The 17890-nt window shown below is 59.2% G+C and carries 11 protein-coding genes; 2 read left to right on the forward strand and 9 right to left on the reverse strand.

Going from position 1 to position 17890, the window contains the following annotated elements; all coding sequences use genetic code 11:
- Positions 1-109: 109 nt before the first annotated feature.
- Positions 110-1345 (forward strand): glycosyltransferase family 4 protein, encoded by a 1236-nt coding sequence (locus P0D70_RS25280; RefSeq protein WP_408186470.1) that lies wholly within the window; start codon positions 110-112, stop codon positions 1343-1345.
- Between the two features lie 251 nt (positions 1346-1596).
- Here P0D70_RS25280 and P0D70_RS25285 read toward each other — a convergent pair whose 3' ends face one another.
- The 5 genes from P0D70_RS25285 to P0D70_RS25305 form a co-directional block, all read right to left on the reverse strand.
- Entirely contained in the window at positions 1597-2430 is an 834-nt protein-coding gene (locus tag P0D70_RS25285; protein ID WP_408186471.1) for a glycosyl hydrolase, read from the reverse strand.
- A gap of 2693 nt (positions 2431-5123) precedes the next feature.
- Positions 5124-6164 (reverse strand): hypothetical protein, encoded by a 1041-nt coding sequence (locus P0D70_RS25290; protein ID WP_408186472.1) that lies wholly within the window; start codon positions 6162-6164, stop codon positions 5124-5126.
- A 344-nt stretch (positions 6165-6508) separates the two neighbouring features.
- Positions 6509-7609 (reverse strand): AGE family epimerase/isomerase, encoded by a 1101-nt coding sequence (locus P0D70_RS25295; protein WP_408186473.1) that lies wholly within the window; start codon positions 7607-7609, stop codon positions 6509-6511.
- Between the two features lie 323 nt (positions 7610-7932).
- Complete coding sequence (locus P0D70_RS25300) at positions 7933-8796, reverse strand: sugar transferase (RefSeq protein ID WP_408186495.1); 864 nt, start codon at positions 8794-8796, stop codon at positions 7933-7935.
- 736 nt (positions 8797-9532) lie between these two features.
- Entirely contained in the window at positions 9533-9811 is a 279-nt protein-coding gene (locus P0D70_RS25305) for a hypothetical protein (RefSeq protein WP_408186474.1), read from the reverse strand.
- Between the two features lie 13 nt (positions 9812-9824).
- On the opposite strand from P0D70_RS25305, the gene P0D70_RS25310 reads away from it, so the two are divergent.
- Complete coding sequence (locus P0D70_RS25310) at positions 9825-12920, forward strand: acetoacetate--CoA ligase (RefSeq protein ID WP_408186475.1); 3096 nt, start codon at positions 9825-9827, stop codon at positions 12918-12920.
- Between the two features lie 39 nt (positions 12921-12959).
- Here P0D70_RS25310 and P0D70_RS25315 read toward each other — a convergent pair whose 3' ends face one another.
- From P0D70_RS25315 to P0D70_RS25330, 4 genes are all read right to left on the reverse strand, one after another.
- Positions 12960-13694: an ABC transporter ATP-binding protein gene (locus tag P0D70_RS25315; protein WP_091796500.1), complete on the reverse strand. Its 735-nt coding sequence runs from the start codon at positions 13692-13694 to the stop codon at positions 12960-12962.
- 29 nt (positions 13695-13723) lie between these two features.
- Positions 13724-15664, reverse strand: a complete 1941-nt coding sequence (locus P0D70_RS25320; RefSeq protein WP_408186476.1) for a branched-chain amino acid ABC transporter ATP-binding protein/permease — start codon at positions 15662-15664, stop codon at positions 13724-13726.
- An 8-nt stretch (positions 15665-15672) separates the two neighbouring features.
- Positions 15673-16548 carry a branched-chain amino acid ABC transporter permease gene (locus tag P0D70_RS25325; RefSeq protein ID WP_091796499.1) on the reverse strand — a complete coding sequence of 292 codons (876 nt, stop codon included), beginning with the start codon at positions 16546-16548 and terminating at the stop codon, positions 15673-15675.
- A 96-nt stretch (positions 16549-16644) separates the two neighbouring features.
- Positions 16645-17862: an ABC transporter substrate-binding protein gene (locus P0D70_RS25330; protein WP_408186477.1), complete on the reverse strand. Its 1218-nt coding sequence runs from the start codon at positions 17860-17862 to the stop codon at positions 16645-16647.
- Positions 17863-17890 lie beyond the last annotated feature (28 nt).

Here is a 17890-nt window from a genome sequence, read left to right on the forward strand (position 1 = left end):
CATGGGTTGGACGAACCGCACGTCCAAAGATTGCACTGTACGAACGCATTGCGCCGGCTGGTCGACCCTTCCCGATGCTCACACCACTAGTACACCGGAGCGATATTTGATGAGACAGTTAGTGGAGCCGCCAAACGCGCGCCGGGAAAATACCGCTGTTCGTGCGTCGCCGCCGGCCGAAGCTCGCCCGGCGCAATGCTCGCAGTGGCAGGGGCCCTCTGCGGGATTCGCATTCAATGGAAAGTTTGCGTCTCAACGCATAACTGGGGTGCAGCGCGTTGGTTACGAGCTGGTGATGGCGTTCCAGAAACTGTTTCATGAGGAAACCGAACTGCCTGTATTGATTCCCGCGAACGCACGGACTGACGTCAGTTTGCCGAAAGCAAAAGTGGTCGGGCCGTGGTTGAAGGGTTCTCTGTGGGAGCAGTTGGTGCTGCCGTTCGCGGTTGGCGGCCGAACCCTTCTCAGCCTTTGCAATATGGGACCGTTATTCGTTCGTCAGCAGGTCGTGATGGTGCATGACGTCGCGATCTACGATTTGCCGGAAAATTACTCGTGGAAGTACCGCCTCTGGTATCGCGTTGCGCTGTCACTCCTGAAGCGTAACGCGAGGCACATTGTGACAGTGTCGGAATTTTCGAAGACTCGAATCATGGAGCGCCTTGGCATCGACGCGTCGCGGATTTCGGTTGTTTGGAACGGCGTGGACCACTTTGACAAGATTGAGCCGGATACGGCGATTCTGTCGCGTCTGAACCTGCGCAACGATGGCTACATACTTGCTGTCGGGAGTCTTTCGGTCGGAAAGAATCTTCCGCGAATACTTGCCGCCATGGAGCGGTTGAGTGAGCACCATGACTGGAAGTTTGTCGTCGTTGGTGGATGCGATTTGGGGGTGTTTAATCCGCAGGCGAAGGCGAGCTACGACCTCGCGAAGAATGTCATATCGGCTGGATTCGTATCGGACGGTGAGTTGAGAGCGCTGTATGAGAATGCAGCCTGCTTTGTGTTTCCGTCGTTGTACGAGGGCTTCGGATTGCCGCCACTCGAGGCGATGTCTTGTGGATGCCCTGTCATCGTGTCACGTGAAGCGTCGCTTCCGGAGGTATGCGGTGATGCAGCGATGTACTGCGACGCGCATTCGGTCGATGACATCGTCGACAAGGTCACGCAGATGATGCAGGATGCCGCGCTGCGCGAATCCTGGCGCGAACGCGGAAGGGAGCATGCACGTGGCTTCCGCTGGGAGCGGTCCGCGCGACAGTTGCTCGATGTTTTGGAACGCGAACTCGCGGGCGGTGTGGCTCGATCTGTTCAGACGCAATCTAAACCGTCGCGCGTCTAGCCAAAAAACCACAGGGTCCGTGCGATCCTCCGGACTGACAACACAAGCAAAAATTTGCATGTCGATTAGCGTTCCTCCGCACGCTTCACTGAGATAAAACTTCCTCTCTGTTCGAGCGGCCATCGTAGAGCAGGCCGACTCGGCGTCGCCGGTGATGTGTCGTCGTAGGCGGCTACACCGCGTTCGACTCGCCACCACCGGCAAAGCAATACAGTCTCAGAGATTTCCGCGGCGTTCGCTATGCAAGGCCGTTAAACAGGGTTCGATGCAACAGCGTTGGTTACCGCGGTTGCACGACCGGCGTTGCCTACGCCAGGCGAGCTATACAAGCCCATATAAAATCCATCGATATTCTGGAAATTGTAAAGCTCGTACCAGTCAACGCCGATGATGTTGTAGGTCTTCGCGCTGCTGGCATACTCGGCAATCGTCGACGCTACGTACGAGTTGTACACAGAATTCGACACACTGGTCTGCACGCCGATTTCCGTCAGCATGATCGGGAGGTTGAACGCAGATTTGAGTTCCGCCAGGGTGTTGACGCCCGCTGCATTTTCGATGTCGCCGAAGTCGTAGTACCAGTGATAGTTCGTGACATCCCACGTCGCGGTAGGATGACCGGTCGAGCCGTCCGGCGACTGACCCGTCCACAGGCCTTTGAGCATTCCGTAGTGAAGCCAACCGACACTCGGGCTAGCAATGAGAGTCTGCTTGGTCGTATCCACCGAGCGGAATCCTGCGTAGAAACCACGCACTGCACCGCGGAACGCCGCCCACTGACTGTTTGAAGCCGACCAGTCGGTGACGTTCTGTCCATTGTTCGCGGGGCCATTGGAGAAGTACATATTCTCCGGTTCGTTCATCAATTCGATCACCGCGACCTTGCCGGCGAGTTGACCGGCCACGGTCTTGCCATAGGCGTAGTACTGATTGTACGCGGTGGTTTCGTCGGTGGTCTGCGGGAAGACGTTGAAGGCCGGCTGGACTTTGATAGGCGCGAACGAACTCACCAGACTGGCCATGGTCGCCGTATCCGAGGTGCTGTAGCAGTCCTGGCGGATCGAGTTGACGCCCATCGCTTTCATGTCGGCGACCTGTTGCGGGATGTTCGTCGAGTAGACGCCCCCTTGGACATAATGCCCATTGACCCCGTAGAACGGGACGGAGGTAGACGTCGTGGGTGTGGATGAAGAGGACGACGAAGTTGTTGACGAACTGCTCGACGAGCTTGTGGATGACTTTGTCGGTGACTTTCCGCCCGCGCGTTGACGGTTCGCGACGGCTGCCGCGTCTGTCGCGTCGGATGATCCGCCGCCACCGCACGCAGTCAAAGTGGCACTGGCTGACACGAGTAGCATTGTGAACGCCAAAAATCGAATTTTCAAAACGTAGCTCCAACTAGATGAAAGTAATTGGGTCGCATTGACCCCCAAATAGATGGCACTACTTACTATTTGTAAGCGACCATCATCGAGATTTGAGTGAGCGGACTCAGATCAGAAATGCAACACCTGTTTCGCACGGAGGGTTGCGATGCACTAAAAACCCGAATAAACAGCAACTGCTACCCGAGGAACGGACCATTTCAGGCCTGCACCTGCAGGGTTTGAGTATCCGAACCGCGATTCGAATGCTTTGGTGCGCGCGGCACGGTTGGCCGCAAACTCTTGCCAATCAGCTTCTCTGACGGCTACGCATACCTGTCGGTTGGGGCGCTCAGCGCCGCTAAAAACCGTGGCTGCACGAAACGATCTACGTCCCAAAGAAAACCCCTAGGGACGTCTGCGTCCCCGCCTTGCGGTGAACTGCGCCAACTTTGTTGCTTGCCGCGCCATGGTCATGGCACCCGCTTATGGAGCACAGAGCGACGCGGCCGGGTTTCCAGCAAAGTCAGCTGTGGAGCGCGGCCGCCTGAACCGAAGAACGGCACCATCTGGAACATCTGCAGGGTGACCTCGTAGAGGACATAGCCAGTTAGCCGCCAGCAGTTATTGCAGACGAGTTGAAGCATCGCTAGCAGTACTAACGAAAATAGAAATTCCCGCCGCCGTATGAGTGAACACCGGCTGCTCCGTCAAACTCAATTCGACTGGCTGACCCTTGCAACTAACCCTTCACCCGCGAACAGGACAGGAAATGTTGCGCCTTCAGGAGTCACCGCCGCAACCGACGTGACACGTCCTACTTACACGGACCTAACTGTCCGAAGGCTCTATTCCATCCGACACAGGTCAAGAAGAGATCGGAACCATCAGCGACAGCCTGAACAGCGGTGTCGCGCGACTCACGCCCTCGGCTTGCCATCCAGCGTGTCGCTGGGATGCCAGCCGCGGCGGAGCAACCTTATGCTTCAAACATGAATCTCGCTGTTCCACCTCACGTTTAAACGGTTTCGTGAACCCGCCGAAGCGACGGCTATCAAACTCGACGCTCTCGTTCCTGCGGCTTGGGTCCAGAACCCAAAAAACTATTCGATCCGCGGTTAGGCGGCAGAACCAACGGCCGATGCAAGTAGGCGTTCAATTCGACACACCGCGCCCGCACACCGATCCCGCTTCGCAGCGGGAAATGCGCTGCCGCAGCGCAGCAACCACCGGTGTAACTGTTACAGAGCAGACGGTGCCCAACCCTGTGCCCGGTATAAGTTACAGAACTTTCTGGGCAGACGAATTATAAACGTTTCATTCGTGTAACGTGGCGGGGCTGGCGGGAGATAAGTGACAATTACAAAAAATTTCAATGAGATTCGCCCGAAGCTTTTTCAGATGCGTTGCAACGGGAAAGCTCTTCCTCACGATAGCGGGGAAAACGTAAATCTTTGATTTGTCTGCAGATTGGCGGGGATAATTTGCTGCATTGCGACCATGGAGTTATTACATTTGTAATATCAATAAGTCCACGAGTTCTATCCGTCCCTTTATTATAAGAAAGGCAGAAAAAATAGACTGAAATACGGAAATAGTGTCGAATCCTTTTTACCCGAAATTCTGTTCAATTCTGGTAATACCAGAGTTGGAAATCTGTCGTCCAGACGCCTCGGGTCGGAGCCTCGGTCGCATGAACATGCGTACGTTTTAGTTCGCATAACGAGATATTGCAGCACTTCAATCAGAGCGAAACGTCTCCCTGTGCGCCAAAGGTCTTGCTACAACGGCGCGGCGGTCAGTCTGACCGAGCTCGGAACATCTGACCGAAATGTCGGACGTTTTGTCGAATTGCGTTCGCGTTGCCGATGCGCGGATAGCAACAGTTCTACGGACGCACCTGAATGAAGTGACTGTCGGCGTCGCTGTTCACGCAGATGTCGCCACGGCGGGGTTTTAGTCGGAGTGTCGGCAAGATGCTCGGACTGTGGCCATTACAAGAGGCCGCGTGCAGGATTTTGAATGAGATACGGATAACTAACAGTATGATGCGATTCCTGTCCGAAGGAGGCATCGCGCGCGACATCCGCCGTATTTGCCGGCGTACATGATGGACGTGCGAGTGTCTGACGAATGCGCGAGCTGTGGCTTCAGCGCGAAGCGCCGGGGACGACCAGCGTCGCACGTGTACCGTCAGGTCGTGACGCAAGCCGCGCGCACACGCGCAGATGCATTTTCAGCGCGATAGAGCGCCGTGAAAACAGGAATGCCGCGCTTGATAGAGGGTGGAATATGCGCGAGCGCGCGTCACCATCTCGATACAGCGCACCCTTTCTGGCGCTTGGTATAACGCTCTTGAAAGTGGTTCGGTATTCGAGCCGCCAGGAAGGCTGTGGCTCTTTGAAAACGACGCGTCAAGGTGCAGGATTTGCGGCGACGGCGCTGGCCATCGCGGACGCGCGACCCGTGTTAATGACCCCGGGCGAGCTATACAGGCCCATATAAAATCCATCTATATTCTGGAAATTGTAAAGCTCGTACCAGTCTATGCCGATGATGTTGTAGGTCTTTGCGCGGCGCGCATACTGGGCAGAGCTCGAAGCGACATACGAGTTGTAGGTGGGTGCCGACACGGATTTTTGCACGCCGATTTCAGTCAGCATGATCGGTAGATTGAACGCAGATTTGATGGCGGCTAGTGTATTGACGCCTCCTGCATCCTCGATGTCTCCGAAGTCATAGTACCAGTGATAGTTCGTGATATCCCACGTCGCGCTCAGGTGCCCGGTCGAACCATCCGGTGCTTCACCTGTCCACAGACCTTTGAGCATTCCGTAGTGCAGCCAACCTACACTTGGGCTGGCAATGAGAGTCTGCCCGGTCTTATCAACGGAGCGGAACCCCGCGTAGAAGCCGCGCACGGCACCGCGAAATGCCGCCCACTGACCATTCGACTCCGACCAGTCGGTGACGTTCTGGCCACTGTGCCGGGGTCCTTTGGTGAAGTACATGTTCTCCGGCTCGTTCATCAATTCGATCACCGCGACCTTGCCTGCGAGTTGGCCGGCCACGGTTTGACCGTAGGTGTAGAACTGGTTGTACGCGGTGGTTTCGTCGGCGGTCTGCGGGAAAACGTTGAAGACGGGTTGGATTTTGACTGGCGCGAAGGCATTCACGAGACTGGCCATTTTCGCCGTATCCGCAGTGCTGTAACAGTCCTGGCGGATCGACGTGATGCCCATCGCCTTCATGTCGGCGACCTGTTGGGCGATGTTCGTCGAATAGACGCCTCCTTGAACATAGTGACCGTTCACACCGTAAAACGGGACGCGCCCGGCGGTAGGTAACTGCGGCCGCTTCGGTTGATCATTGACACCCGTGCTCGCAAGGTACGCCGCCAGAGAAATCCCGGCTGACAAGAGCAACACTGTCAGCATAATCAGTCGAATCTTCAAAACGTAGCTCCAATCAGGTGAAGATGATCGAGACTCAGCGCGGATCGCTATCCCTCACGACGGTCGCGCAGCCGACTTGGGCACGAAGATCGGCGACCATTCGTTGCGCGCGCCGAACTCGCGGCGTCAATGCAAAACGTCGGCACGCTCGAAAGTGCGCCGACGTTGATGAGCCATGCATCGGCGCCTGGCAGTCAACTCTACGACTGATGTTCGTATGGCATAAGGAACCGCCATTGAACGTGCAACCTCATCACGTGTAGGCCCGCGAACCGGGAGATTCCGTAGGCCATGTTTTCTTTGGACAGAATCGAGCCGTAGCAGTCTTGCGAACAGTGCGTTCGTCAGTCCCGTAGCGCCGCATAGGCGGTAGCGAGATGATAGGGCGTAGTCGAAGGCATGTCCGCGCGCGATACCTCTCCCGCGGCCGTCTTGCATTCGAACCAGCCGTGCGCGTGCAGAAACCGCTGTTGGAAGCGTTCGATCTGCGTGGGCAACACGGCGCGCGACGCGGCGTCGTCGCGGACGGCGAGCGCGCGCAGATATTCGCTTTGCGCCCAGATCCGCTGGGTCGCGTCCTTGACACGACCGGTTTCGTCGAGCGATGCGCATACGCCGCCGGTGACCGGATCCACGCCATGTCGCTGCGCAAACGCAAAAGCGCGCGAGAGCGCGCCGTCCAATTCCGACCCATCCAGTAGCGTGCCCGCCTGCCTGATCAGCCAGAACCATTCGAACTGATGGCCGGGTTCGAGGCGGTTGTCTTCGACGCCCAAAGGTAGTTCCGCGATGCAACCGGTCGCCGCATGCACGAAGGTGCGCTCGATGGCGTCGGTCAGTTTGCGCAACGCGGTATCGAACGCGCTGTCCTGGGTTGCATCACGCGCTGCGAGCCAGGCTTCGGTGAGATGCATCAGCGGGTTTTGCGCTCGCGCGCCGGTTACTGTCGAGAAATCCGCGTTGAGCGCCGCGTTGAATAGTCCATCTTGATCGCCGAAACGCGCTTCGATCAGTGCCGACGTGCTGTGGACGAGCCCGCGTGCATCGGCATTGTCGAAGCGTGCGGCATATTCGGCGCACGCGAAGACCACGAACGCGTGCGTGTAGAGATCTTTTGTCGTATCAAGCGGCGCTCCTTGCGCATCGACACTGTAGATCCAGCCGCCGCGCTGCTTGTCCTTAAAGTAGTGCAGCATGGCTTCGAACAGCACATGCGCGTGGGCCGGCTCGCCGGCCTGCGAGAAGACGAACAACTGTCGCGCGCACGCCATAGCGCGATAACGTTCGACCGGCAATGACGAGTGCCCTGCGGCAGCGCTCACAGCTTCGTACGGGAGGTGCATCACGGTATTGAACCCCGGTCCGCGCCAGATCGGCAGCACGACACTTGCGAAGTGATCCCGTAGCGTGGCGGCAAGGGGGAGCGAGACGGCGGCCGTATTCATGCTGCGAATTCTCCTTCGATCAGGTCGCGAAAAAGCGGAGGCGCGGCGGGCGCTGTCGCTGTAGGGCTTGAGAAGGAACGGCTGATCGATCCGCGAAGCGCCGGCGAGGCCGGCCGTTCGTAGCCTTCAAACTTGTCGCGAGCTGAGTGTCATTTGGGACGTTTCGTTGCGCGGCGAGAATAGAACGCAGATCGTGTGACCTTCACAGGTGACGGGTTTTTAGATCGAACCCACTATCGAGAGCTTGTCCGTGAACACAGGGTTGCCGAATTGTCTTCGCCACTCCGTAAGGTTTGCTTTTCTGTTGCCGCAGTACATGCTGTTCAATACGCCCCGCTTCCTTCAAAAACCACCTTGAACGTTCGCAGCAGAATGCTGATATCGAGCAGGGTCGAACGTTCCTTTACATAGGAGACGTCCAGTGCCACTCTCGTTGCATAGTCAACATTGTTTCGTCCGCTCACCTGCCACAATCCTGTCACTCCGGGTCTAACCGACAGGTAATAATGGGCGTCCGCGCCATATCGTTCCAACTCCTTGGTGACAATGGGCCGAGGGCCAACGAGGCTCATGTCGCCGCGAAGAACATTCCAGAGCTGGGGTAGTTCATCAAGGCTCGTCTTGCGCAGAAACCGGCCAACGGCGGTAACGCGAACATCGTTCTTCAGCTTGAAATCGCGATTCCATTCTTCACGGGCGCTGGCGTCCGCAGCCAGGAGTTCAGCGAGAACGACATCGGCCTTCGGTACCATGGAGCGGAACTTCAAACAGCGAAACGATCGGCCACCTCGCCCAACGCGCGGATGACCAAAGAAAGCCGACCCGCCGTCGCTCAGTACGACGCAACCTATTACGAGGAAAATCGGCAACAACGCGATCAGCATCGCCGACGCACCGAAAATGTCGAAAGCGCGTTTCGTGAACTCGCCTTTCCTCGTTGGAATATCGGGGTCGTTCGCGGCCGACAGCGTGCGGCAAGCCACAGGACTGGTCACGGTTTCGGGTGACAGGTCCGAAGAAAGTGATTCCTCACCGCGACTGAATTCCGAGACGTTATCTATGTGCGTAGCCGAAAAACCGCGGCCGCCCAATTCAGAATGGTCGGCATGCGAACGACCTTCGTAGCGGGCATCGAAAGGATTAACTTCCTTTGATACTGATTCCGATACCTTGCCGACTAAAGCCATTGCTGCCCCCCGATCGAAGTTCGTTGACGAGTACATCAGTGTTCGGCATTGCGGGCCACTCCGGTTAATTCCACCGGTGAGGCGGGGTACCAGCCGCACAGACAGAAAGAGGCGGGTTACCAGTCGAGATGTGCTGCGGACTACCCGAGATAGGAAAGCAGAGGGAGTAGCAACGTCGAATTGCTATGAAAATGATATTAATAATTGAGAAGAAAAATATGTAAAAAATACGAATTTTCGCTTCTCCATATAATGCGGAAATGCATGCCGCAAGACGTCTGGCACCGTATTCCCCACCACCCAGATTATGATTTTTCAATGGAAAGTATAGCTATGCAATTCAGCATCCGTCATTCGATGAGTCGTAAAGCGACGATATCCTGGCCGACTCAGAAAGATGCCTCAGTCAATTTCCGCCATACCTTAGACAGCGATACGTTGGACTAGCGAGCGACTTATTCGCTATCAGCATTACGAAAGTCACGTGTCAATCCGGGCAAGAGAGAAATCGGGGTTCCCTCGCCGCCTGTTGCCGGGTCGATCCCGCAGTCTCAACTAATGCGATGAATGCCCGCTTGCCCTGTCTTTAGTCGAGCATGTGTAGACGTAGAGTATCCGTACGAATACCGCTACTCCGTTCGGTACAGCACATAAAGCGCGGTTAGAACACGCGTCAAAACATGCGTCCATGTGTATGATGAAACGGCTCAGTCGGCAGAAGCAAGTTTGGTTGAGATCACGGTGCAATGCCGTGAATCATGCACTGCATATTCGATTCGAGAAGGCGGCGTGTGTGCGGCAAAGCTTCTACGGATTGAAGGGTGCAATCAAAGGCGGAAATAGGCGTGTTCGATTCCGTACAGAACACGTTACATCGGCTAGCTGGCTTGTTCAGCCGGTCGGCATGCTTGAACACCCCGAGCCTCCCGTCGGGTAATAATTGCGAAAGCACGACGGCAGTCGGTGTGCGCGCCGCGTTCGGCGCCGCCGTTTTCCAGATGGCATCGCATGACATAGGTGCAATCTCCATGAATCCTGTCGACCTACCTGGTGCGTTCCGCGGGTCAAACCGCTTGACGGAGCGCGCGCCCATTCATGTGAGCACGTCCGAGCGAATCGACGCTTCGCAGTTGAGCGCGTTTACCGCTTTCCTGCGCACCCATACCGGTCAGCCGCTTTGTGACTTCGATGCACTGCACGACTTCTCCGTGCGTGAGTTCAGGACCTTCTGGCGATGTTTCGTGCAATGGTCGCCTGGACTGGAATGGTCGGGCGCCATTGAGCCAGTGTGTGACGGCGATGATTGCGAACACTCGAGCTTCTTCCCGCAAATGCTGTTGAATTACGCGGACAATCTGCTCAGGCTGTCAGCGGCGAAAGGCGACGCACCCGCCGTGACCGCCTGCCATGCCGACGGGCGTCGCATCCATCTCACTCGCGCGCAATTGCGCGAGCGCGTGGCGCGCGTCGCGCAGGCACTGTCGGCGCTAGGATTAGGCGAGGGTGACCGCGTGGTGGCGGTCATGCGCAACGACGCCGATGCGATCGTTGCCGCGTTGGCCGTCACCGCCCTTGGCGCGACGTTGTCGACGGCGGCCCCCGAAATGGGCGTCGATGCGATCCTTGATCGCTTCATGCCGCTCGAACCACGAATGCTGCTCGCCCATGCCGCGGCGCGGACCTTCGACACAGGCAGGTCGGTAGCAAGCAAAATTTCCGAGTTGGCGGTCGCGCTGCCATCGCTGCAAGGCGTCGTCTGTCTCGACGAAGGAGTTCTGCCGAGCACGCTGACGCAACCGGTCTATTCGCTCGGCGCACTGCTCAACACCGGCGATGCCGGCCGCTTCGAATGGCGTCGATTCCCCTTCAACCATCCGCTTTTCATCATGTTCTCGTCGGGAACCACCGGCAAGCCCAAATGCATCGTACACGGCGCCGGCGGCACGCTGCTCGAACACCTGAAGGAGCATCAGCTCCACAGCGATCTGCGCCCAGGCGATCGAATGTATTTCCATACGAGTTGCGCGTGGATGATGTGGAACTGGCAACTCTCCGCATTGGCTTCCGGTGTCGAGATCGTGACATACGACGGCCCGATCTCGACGGTCGACACGCTATGGCGTCTCGTAGCGCAAGAGCGCGTCACCGTATTCGGCACGAGTCCCGCTTACCTGAAAATGTGCGAAGAGGCTGGCCTGGAATGCGGCGAACAGTTCGACCTCGGCGCGTTGCGAGCGATGCTGTCCACCGGATCTGTGCTGTTCGACTCGCAATTCGAATGGGTACGCACTCACGTCAAGCCGCTGCAACTGCAATCCATCTCGGGCGGCACGGACATTCTCGGCTGCTTTATGCTGGGCAATCCGAATCTGCCCGTCTACGCTGGCGAGGCGCAATGCAAAAGCCTCGCGCTCGACGTGCAGGCATGGGAGCGGGGAGCGCGCACCGACGCCGTCGGCCAGCTCGTCTGCGTGAACCCGTTTCCGTCGCGTCCTCTTGGGTTTTTCGGTGATGTCGGGGGAGCTGCCTTTCATGCTGCCTATTTCGCCAGCAATCCGGGTGTGTGGACCCATGGCGATCTGATCGCGTTCTCGCCAGACGGTGGCGTGCGCATGCACGGCCGCTCGGACGGCGTGCTGAATGTGCGTGGCATCAATGTGGGCCCGGCTGAGATCTACCGCGTATTGAACGACATTCCCGAAATCCGCGAGGCGTTGGTCGTCGAGCAGCGAATGCACAGCGCGGCCGGTCATCAAGCGATGCCCGACGATTTCGAATCGCGTGTCGTGTTGCTACTGGTGCTAACTGACGGCGCGGTGCTGACCGGTTCGCTCGCCGCCCGTGTGCGCCGTGACCTCGCGCGCCGTGCCTCTCCGGCGCACGCGCCGGACCGGATCCTTGCGGTCGACGCTTTGCCGACAACACACAACGGCAAGCTTTCCGAAGCCGCGGCGCGCAACGCGATCAATGGATTGCCGATCGGCAATACGGCGGCGTTGCGCAATCCCGAGTGTCTCGATGCGATCCGGCGTCACCCGGCGCTGAATCTGGGCACGCGTGAGTTGCCACCTGTGGGTGAGACGCGTGAGCAACTCGAAGCGCATCTGCAGGCGCAATGGGAGAAGCTGTTCGGCGTCGCGCCGATCGGCCGCGACGACAACTTCTTTGATCTCGGCGGCCATTCGCTGCTGGCGACGCGCTTGCTCGCCGACGTCCGTGAGTCGACGGGACGCGCAATTCCGTTCGCCATGCTGATGACTGCGCCGACCATCGCGCGGCTCGCCGCCCTCATTGATGACGACGCGCTGCCGCCGGCGTCGCCGACGCTCGTGCAGGTGCGTGCCGGCACCGGCTCGCCGCTTTTTCTCGTGCACAGCGCGAGTGGTTCGGTGATGGAATGTCTTGCGCTGATCGGCGCGCTGAATAGTCCACGTCCGGTTTATGGACTGCTGGCGCGCGGGCTCGACGGAGAGCAACCCGCGCAGTTGCGCGTCGAAGACATGGCGGCGAGCTACATTGAACAGATGCGTGTCGTGCAACCAGAAGGGCCCTACGCGTTGGCGGGATATTCATTCGGCGGGCTGGTGGCGTTTGAGATTGCGCAACAGCTGCAAGGCGCCGGCGAGCGGATCAAGATGCTATTCCTGCTCGACACGTATGTGCATGAACATTGCCTGCCCTGGACGGCGCGGTTGCTGCGGCGTGCCGGTTCTGCGCGCTCACATTGGCGGGCAGTGCGGGCGATGCCGGCGGCGCGGCTGCCCGGCTATCTCACGGACCGCTTCGTAAGCGTGATGGACCAGGTGCGGATGCGCCTCGGCCGCATGCCACAGCGGCCGGAAGGCTACACACCGGCGATGCCTCCGGTGCTCAGGCATATGCGCGAAACGATGCGGGTTGCGATGGCGAGCTATCGGCCCAAGCCCTATGACGCGGGGCTGATTATCTATGTCCGTGCGGCGGTTGCACAGAATGGGCATGGCGATCCGCTGCTGCTTTGGCGGCGTGTCGCCCGTGCCGGGCTGACAGTGACGGAAATCTCCGGCGGCCACGCCGACCTGATCGTCGAACCCAACTTGCAGCTCGTGGCGGCGGAACTCGACCGGGGTCTCGCGAGCTTATGACTTCGATTAACGCGCTATCCACCGGAATCCGCGCGCACCTCAGTGACTCGCACCCAGATACGCCGCCTTCACCGAAGGATCGTTGCGCAACTCCGCGGCGGGCCCATGCGCCGCGATCCTGCCGTTCTCCAGCACATAGCCATAATCGGCCACATTGAGCGCGGCAGCGGCGAACTGTTCGACCAGCAACATGGTGACGCCCTCGCTTTTCAGATTCCCAATGATCCGGAACACCTCTTCGACCAGAATAGGCGCGAGCCCCATCGACGGTTCGTCGAGCAATACCAGATCCGGGTTCATCATGATCGCGCGCGCCATGGCCAGCATCTGCTGCTCGCCGCCGGAGAGTGTGCCGGCCAGTTGATGACGCCGTTCCTTGAGCCGCGGAAACATCTCGATTGCACGCTCCAGATCGGCCTTCACGTCACCGCGAGGCCGCGCCGACGTCAGGCGGGGGAACGCGCCCAGCATGAGGTTGTCGGTCACGCTCATGGTCGCGAACACGCGTCGGCCTTCCGGCGAATGCGCGAGTCCGAGCCGCGCAATGCGATGCGATTCCAGAGCGTCGATACGCTTCGCGTCGGCGCCGACGCCCATCGTGATCTCGCCCGCACTCGGCCGGATCATGCCGGAGATCGCCCGCATGGTCGTCGTTTTACCCGCGCCGTTCGAGCCGATCAGCGTGACGACCGAAGCCTTCGGCACGTCGATCGAAATGCCGTGCAGCACTTTGACCTTGCCGTAGCCCGCATGCAGATTTCTGATCGATAACATGTCTGTTCCTGTAGTGGCGCCCGGCGGGCTCACGCCGCCTGACCGGCAGGCTGGCCGCCGAGATAGGCTTCGATGACTTTTTCGTTGGACTGAATATTGGCGGGCTTGCCTTCAGCAATCTTCTGCCCGAAGTCCAGCACCGAAACCCGGTCGCATACGCTCATCACCACGTCCATATGATGCTCGATCAGCACGACGGTAATGCCGTGATCGCGCACCTTGCGAATGATCGCGACCAGCTCCTTGATGTCCGGCGCGGTGAGTCCGGCGGCCGGTTCGTCGAGCAGCAGCAATTGCGGATCGAGCGCGAGCGCCCGCGCGATTTCGAGCAAGCGCTGTTTGCCGTACGGCAGGTTGCGCGCTTCTTCGGCCGCGACATTGTCCAGGCCGACAAAGCGCAGCATGCCGAACGCGCGCTCGCGGGCGGCGCGTTCCTCGCGCCGGTAGCGCGATGACATCAGTCCGACGTCCACGAGATTCGCGTTGAATGTGTGATGCAGGCCGACCAGCACATTCTCGAGCGCGGTCATTTCGCCGAACAGTTGCACGTTCTGGAACGTGCGCGCAATACCGGACAGCGCGATCTGCGAAGAGGTTTTCCCCGCGAGCGATGCGCCGCGATAGGCGAGCGTGCCCGCGGTCGGCACATAAATGCCGGTCAGCACGTTCATCATCGTGCTCTTGCCCGAGCCGTTCGGTCCGATCAGCCCGTGAATCGTGCCGCGTTGCACGGTCAGATCGACATTGTTGAGCGCCTTCAGTCCGCTGAACTGCATGAGGATGCCGCGCAGTTCCAGAATGTCTTCCGTGCCCCCGGCTTGCACCGCCTGAATCGCATCGCCGCCAATCGTCGCCGGTTTCGTGGTGTCGACGGTGACGGTGCGGACCCGGCCATGCGTCACGATCTTGCGCACGAAGCCGACCACGCCATCCTGCAGGTAATACACGACGAGCAGGATCATCAAGCCGAATATGGTGAGCCGCCAGTCGGCGAGTGTGTCGATCCGGTAGGAAAACGCGGCAAGACCCACCGTGCCCAGAACGGGAATCGCAACTTTGCGCGGCGTGGACACCTTACGCGCCAGCGCGACGCCCGCGCCGATCACGACGACCGCCGCCAGCACCGAGGCGACAGTGCGGAACATGTCGATGTCGTCGAGCAGTTTCGGCAACAGGACGATGATCGCCGAGCCGAGCAGCGCGCCGGTGCGGGTTTTACGGCCACCCATGATGATGGCGAGCAGGAACAGAATGGTCAGCTCGAAGTTATAGGTGTTCGGCGAGATGTACTGCTCGGAATACGAATAGAGGCAGCCGGCCAGCCCGGCAAACCCCGCGCTGATCACGAATGCATAGACCTTGTAGCGGTACACCGACACGCCCATGCAGTCCGACGCGATCGGACTGTCGCGCAACGCCTCGAACGCGCGGCCCAGATGCGATTTGAGCACGCGATGCACGACGATCAGCGAGGCAACCAGTAGCGCCGCGACGAGCCAGTAATATTCGACCTCGTTCATCGGCCGGCTGCCCAGTGAAGGCTTTGGAATCTTCACGCCCATCGGCCCGTTGGTCAGAAAATCCATCTCGTTGATGAGAATCTGGATGATCGTGCCGAACGCAAGCGTCACCATCGCGAGGTAGGGGCCGGACACGCGCAGCGCCGGCAGCGCGAGAATCGCGCCGAAGCCCGCGGTGACCAGGATCGCCAGCGGCGCGGTAACGAAGAACGGCATGCCGAGTTTGAAGAACAGTACGCCGGCCGTGTACGCGCCTACGCCGAACAGACCGGCGTGGCCGAGCGACACCTGCCCTGTATAACCGACCACGATATCGAGACCGAAGAGCAGGATCGCGTAGATCATGATCGTCTCGAGCAGATGGATGTAATACGGATTCCCCGACAGCACGGGAAACACCGCGAGCGCGATCAGCGCCAGTGCGGACGCAATGAGCTTCTTGGGATTCACGGCGGTCCTCACACTTTCTTGATCGAGGTCTTGCCGAACAGGCCGGCAGGTTTCAACGCGAGCACGATTAGCAGCAACACGAGCCCGGGTACGTCCTTGTAGCCGGTGGAGAGGTAGAAGCCGGTCGTCGTCTCCGCAATGCCGAGAATGACGCCGCCCACCACGATACCCAGTCCGCTCGACAGTCCGCCGATAATCGCCACCGCGAACGCCTTCAGCCCGAGAACGGCGCCCATCGTCGCGCCGGTCAGCGTGAGCGGCGCGATCAGCACGCCCGCAAAGGCCGCGGTCAGCGAAGACAATGCGTACGAAAACGTGATCACGAGGCCGGTATTGATACCCATCAACGCCGCGGCGTCGCGGTCGTTCGCGGTAGCGACCACGGCCTTGCCGAAGATCGTCTTGCGGTTGAAGAACTCGACCGCCAGCATCATGACGAGGGCGCCGCCGACCACCAGCAATTCCATTGGCAGCACATTGGCACCGAATATTTTCAGCGGTGCTTCCGGCAGCGGGGAAGGGAAGCGCAGATCGTCGCGGCCCCAGACGTTCTCGGCGACGTTCTTGAAGATAATGCCGAGTGCGATCGTCGACATGATCCAGCCGAATTCGGATTTGATCTTGATCGCGGGCCGCACCCCGATCCGTTCGACAAACGCGCCTTGCAGCAGACCGAACACGCAAACGAGCGGGATCATCAGCCAATAGTTGACGCCGAGTGTGACGAGCGTGAGGCCGACCAGTGCGCCGAGCATCAGCGCGTCGCCCTGGCCGAAGTTCAGCGTGCCGGAGGTGGCGAACGTGAGTTGATAGCCGAATGCGATCACGGCGTAGATCATGCCGAGCGCAATGCCGCTATAGATGAGCTGCAGAAGAATGGCCATCGTCGAGCGCCCTGGAATTCACCGGATATGAAGCAAAGCCGCGCCCGCCTTCAGACGGGTGCGGCTCCGTAGCAAGCTGCTGCGCTTATTTCAAACTCAGTTCGCGGAACTCGCCTGCTTGCTGCGCAACTGCCCGCCGCCTTTGCGGTCGGCATCGTACGCGTAGACCACGCGGCCGCCCTTGACCTCGCCGACCACCGGCACGTTCGGGCTGATCGCCTCGTGGTCGTCGTGCGTGAACGGCTTGTCATAGACCATCACGACGCCTTCCACCTTGGTGTTGAGGCTTTCGAGCGCGGCGCGCACCTTCGGGCCGTCGGTCGAGCCGGCCTGGGTGATCGCGGCGGCCAGCAGATAAACCGAGTCGTAGCCTTGCGCGGCGGAAACCGGCGAGTCGATGCGGTTGTTCTTCGGCTTGAATTCCTTGAGGTATGCGTCGATGAAGGCTTTACGCTTGGGCGTGTTCGCTTCCTGAATGAACGTTTGCGGCATGCGCGCGCCTTCGCCGTTGGTGCTGGCGTTGTCGATGTAGTTCGCCATCGAAAGCGTCCAGCTGCCGATCAGCGGTACTTTCCAGCCGAGCTTGGCCATGCCGTTGGCGATCTGCGCGAGTTCCGGTCCGATCCCGTATGTCAGCACCGCTTCCGCTCCGGCCTCTTTGGCCTTGAGCAGTTGCGCGGTCATGTCGACGTCCTTGATATTGAATTTCTCGACGGCGACAGGCTTCACGCCTTTGGCGGCGAGCGCCTTTTCGAGGTCTTCGCGGCCGAGCTGACCGTAGTTGGTCGAGTCGGCGAGAATCGCGACCTTCTTGAAACCGCGTTTGGTCACGGCTTCTTCGACGATCATGGGCGCCTGGATGCGGTCCGCGGCGGCATTGCGGAACACGTAGTTATCCGGCTGATCGGTGAACTGCTTCGTCACGATGCTACCCGTCGCGACGTTGTTGAAGACGGGAATCTTCGCTTCCTGGAAGAAGCGCTGCGAGGCGAGCGCGACGCCGGTGTTGATGTAACCAACCACCGCCACGACTTTTTCCTTGTTGATCAGCTCTTGCGCGATCTGCACGCCGCGTTCATTTTTCGCCTCGTCGTCGCGTTCCACCAGCACGATCTGGCGGCCGAGCACGCCGCCGGCCTTATTGATTTCGGCGGTAGCAAGGCGCACGCCGTCGCGCATGCTGACGCCCATCGAAGACGAGCCACCGGTGAAAGGTCCATCGACGCCGATCTTGATCGGATCCGCCGCGTAGCTGACATTGGTGAGGGCACAAAGCGCGAGCGCGCCCACTACGCTCTTCAAGCGAATTCCCATGACTGTCTCCGTAGCATGTCTTTTCTTG

Origin of the sequence: Paraburkholderia sp. RL17-381-BIF-C (genome assembly GCF_046026435.1) — a bacterium.
GTDB lineage: Bacteria > Pseudomonadota > Gammaproteobacteria > Burkholderiales > Burkholderiaceae > Paraburkholderia.

Bases quoted from the DNA above. Each gene is read 5' to 3' on its own strand.
- P0D70_RS25295 (WP_408186473.1), bottom strand. From the start codon at position 7,609: ATGAATACGGCCGCCGTCTCGCTCCCCCTTGCCGCCACGCTACGGGAT.
- P0D70_RS25280 (WP_408186470.1), top strand. From the start codon at position 110: ATGAGACAGTTAGTGGAGCCGCCAAACGCGCGCCGGGAAAATACCGCT.
- P0D70_RS25330 (WP_408186477.1), bottom strand. From the start codon at position 17,862: ATGGGAATTCGCTTGAAGAGCGTAGTGGGCGCGCTCGCGCTTTGTGCC.
- P0D70_RS25310 (WP_408186475.1), top strand. From the start codon at position 9,825: ATGAATCCTGTCGACCTACCTGGTGCGTTCCGCGGGTCAAACCGCTTG.
- P0D70_RS25285 (WP_408186471.1), bottom strand. From the start codon at position 2,430: ATGAAAGCGATGGGCGTCAACTCGATCCGCCAGGACTGCTACAGCACC.
- P0D70_RS25300 (WP_408186495.1), bottom strand. From the start codon at position 8,796: ATGGCTTTAGTCGGCAAGGTATCGGAATCAGTATCAAAGGAAGTTAAT.
- P0D70_RS25305 (WP_408186474.1), bottom strand. From the start codon at position 9,811: ATGTCATGCGATGCCATCTGGAAAACGGCGGCGCCGAACGCGGCGCGC.
- P0D70_RS25315 (WP_091796500.1), bottom strand. From the start codon at position 13,694: ATGTTATCGATCAGAAATCTGCATGCGGGCTACGGCAAGGTCAAAGTG.
- P0D70_RS25325 (WP_091796499.1), bottom strand. From the start codon at position 16,548: ATGGCCATTCTTCTGCAGCTCATCTATAGCGGCATTGCGCTCGGCATG.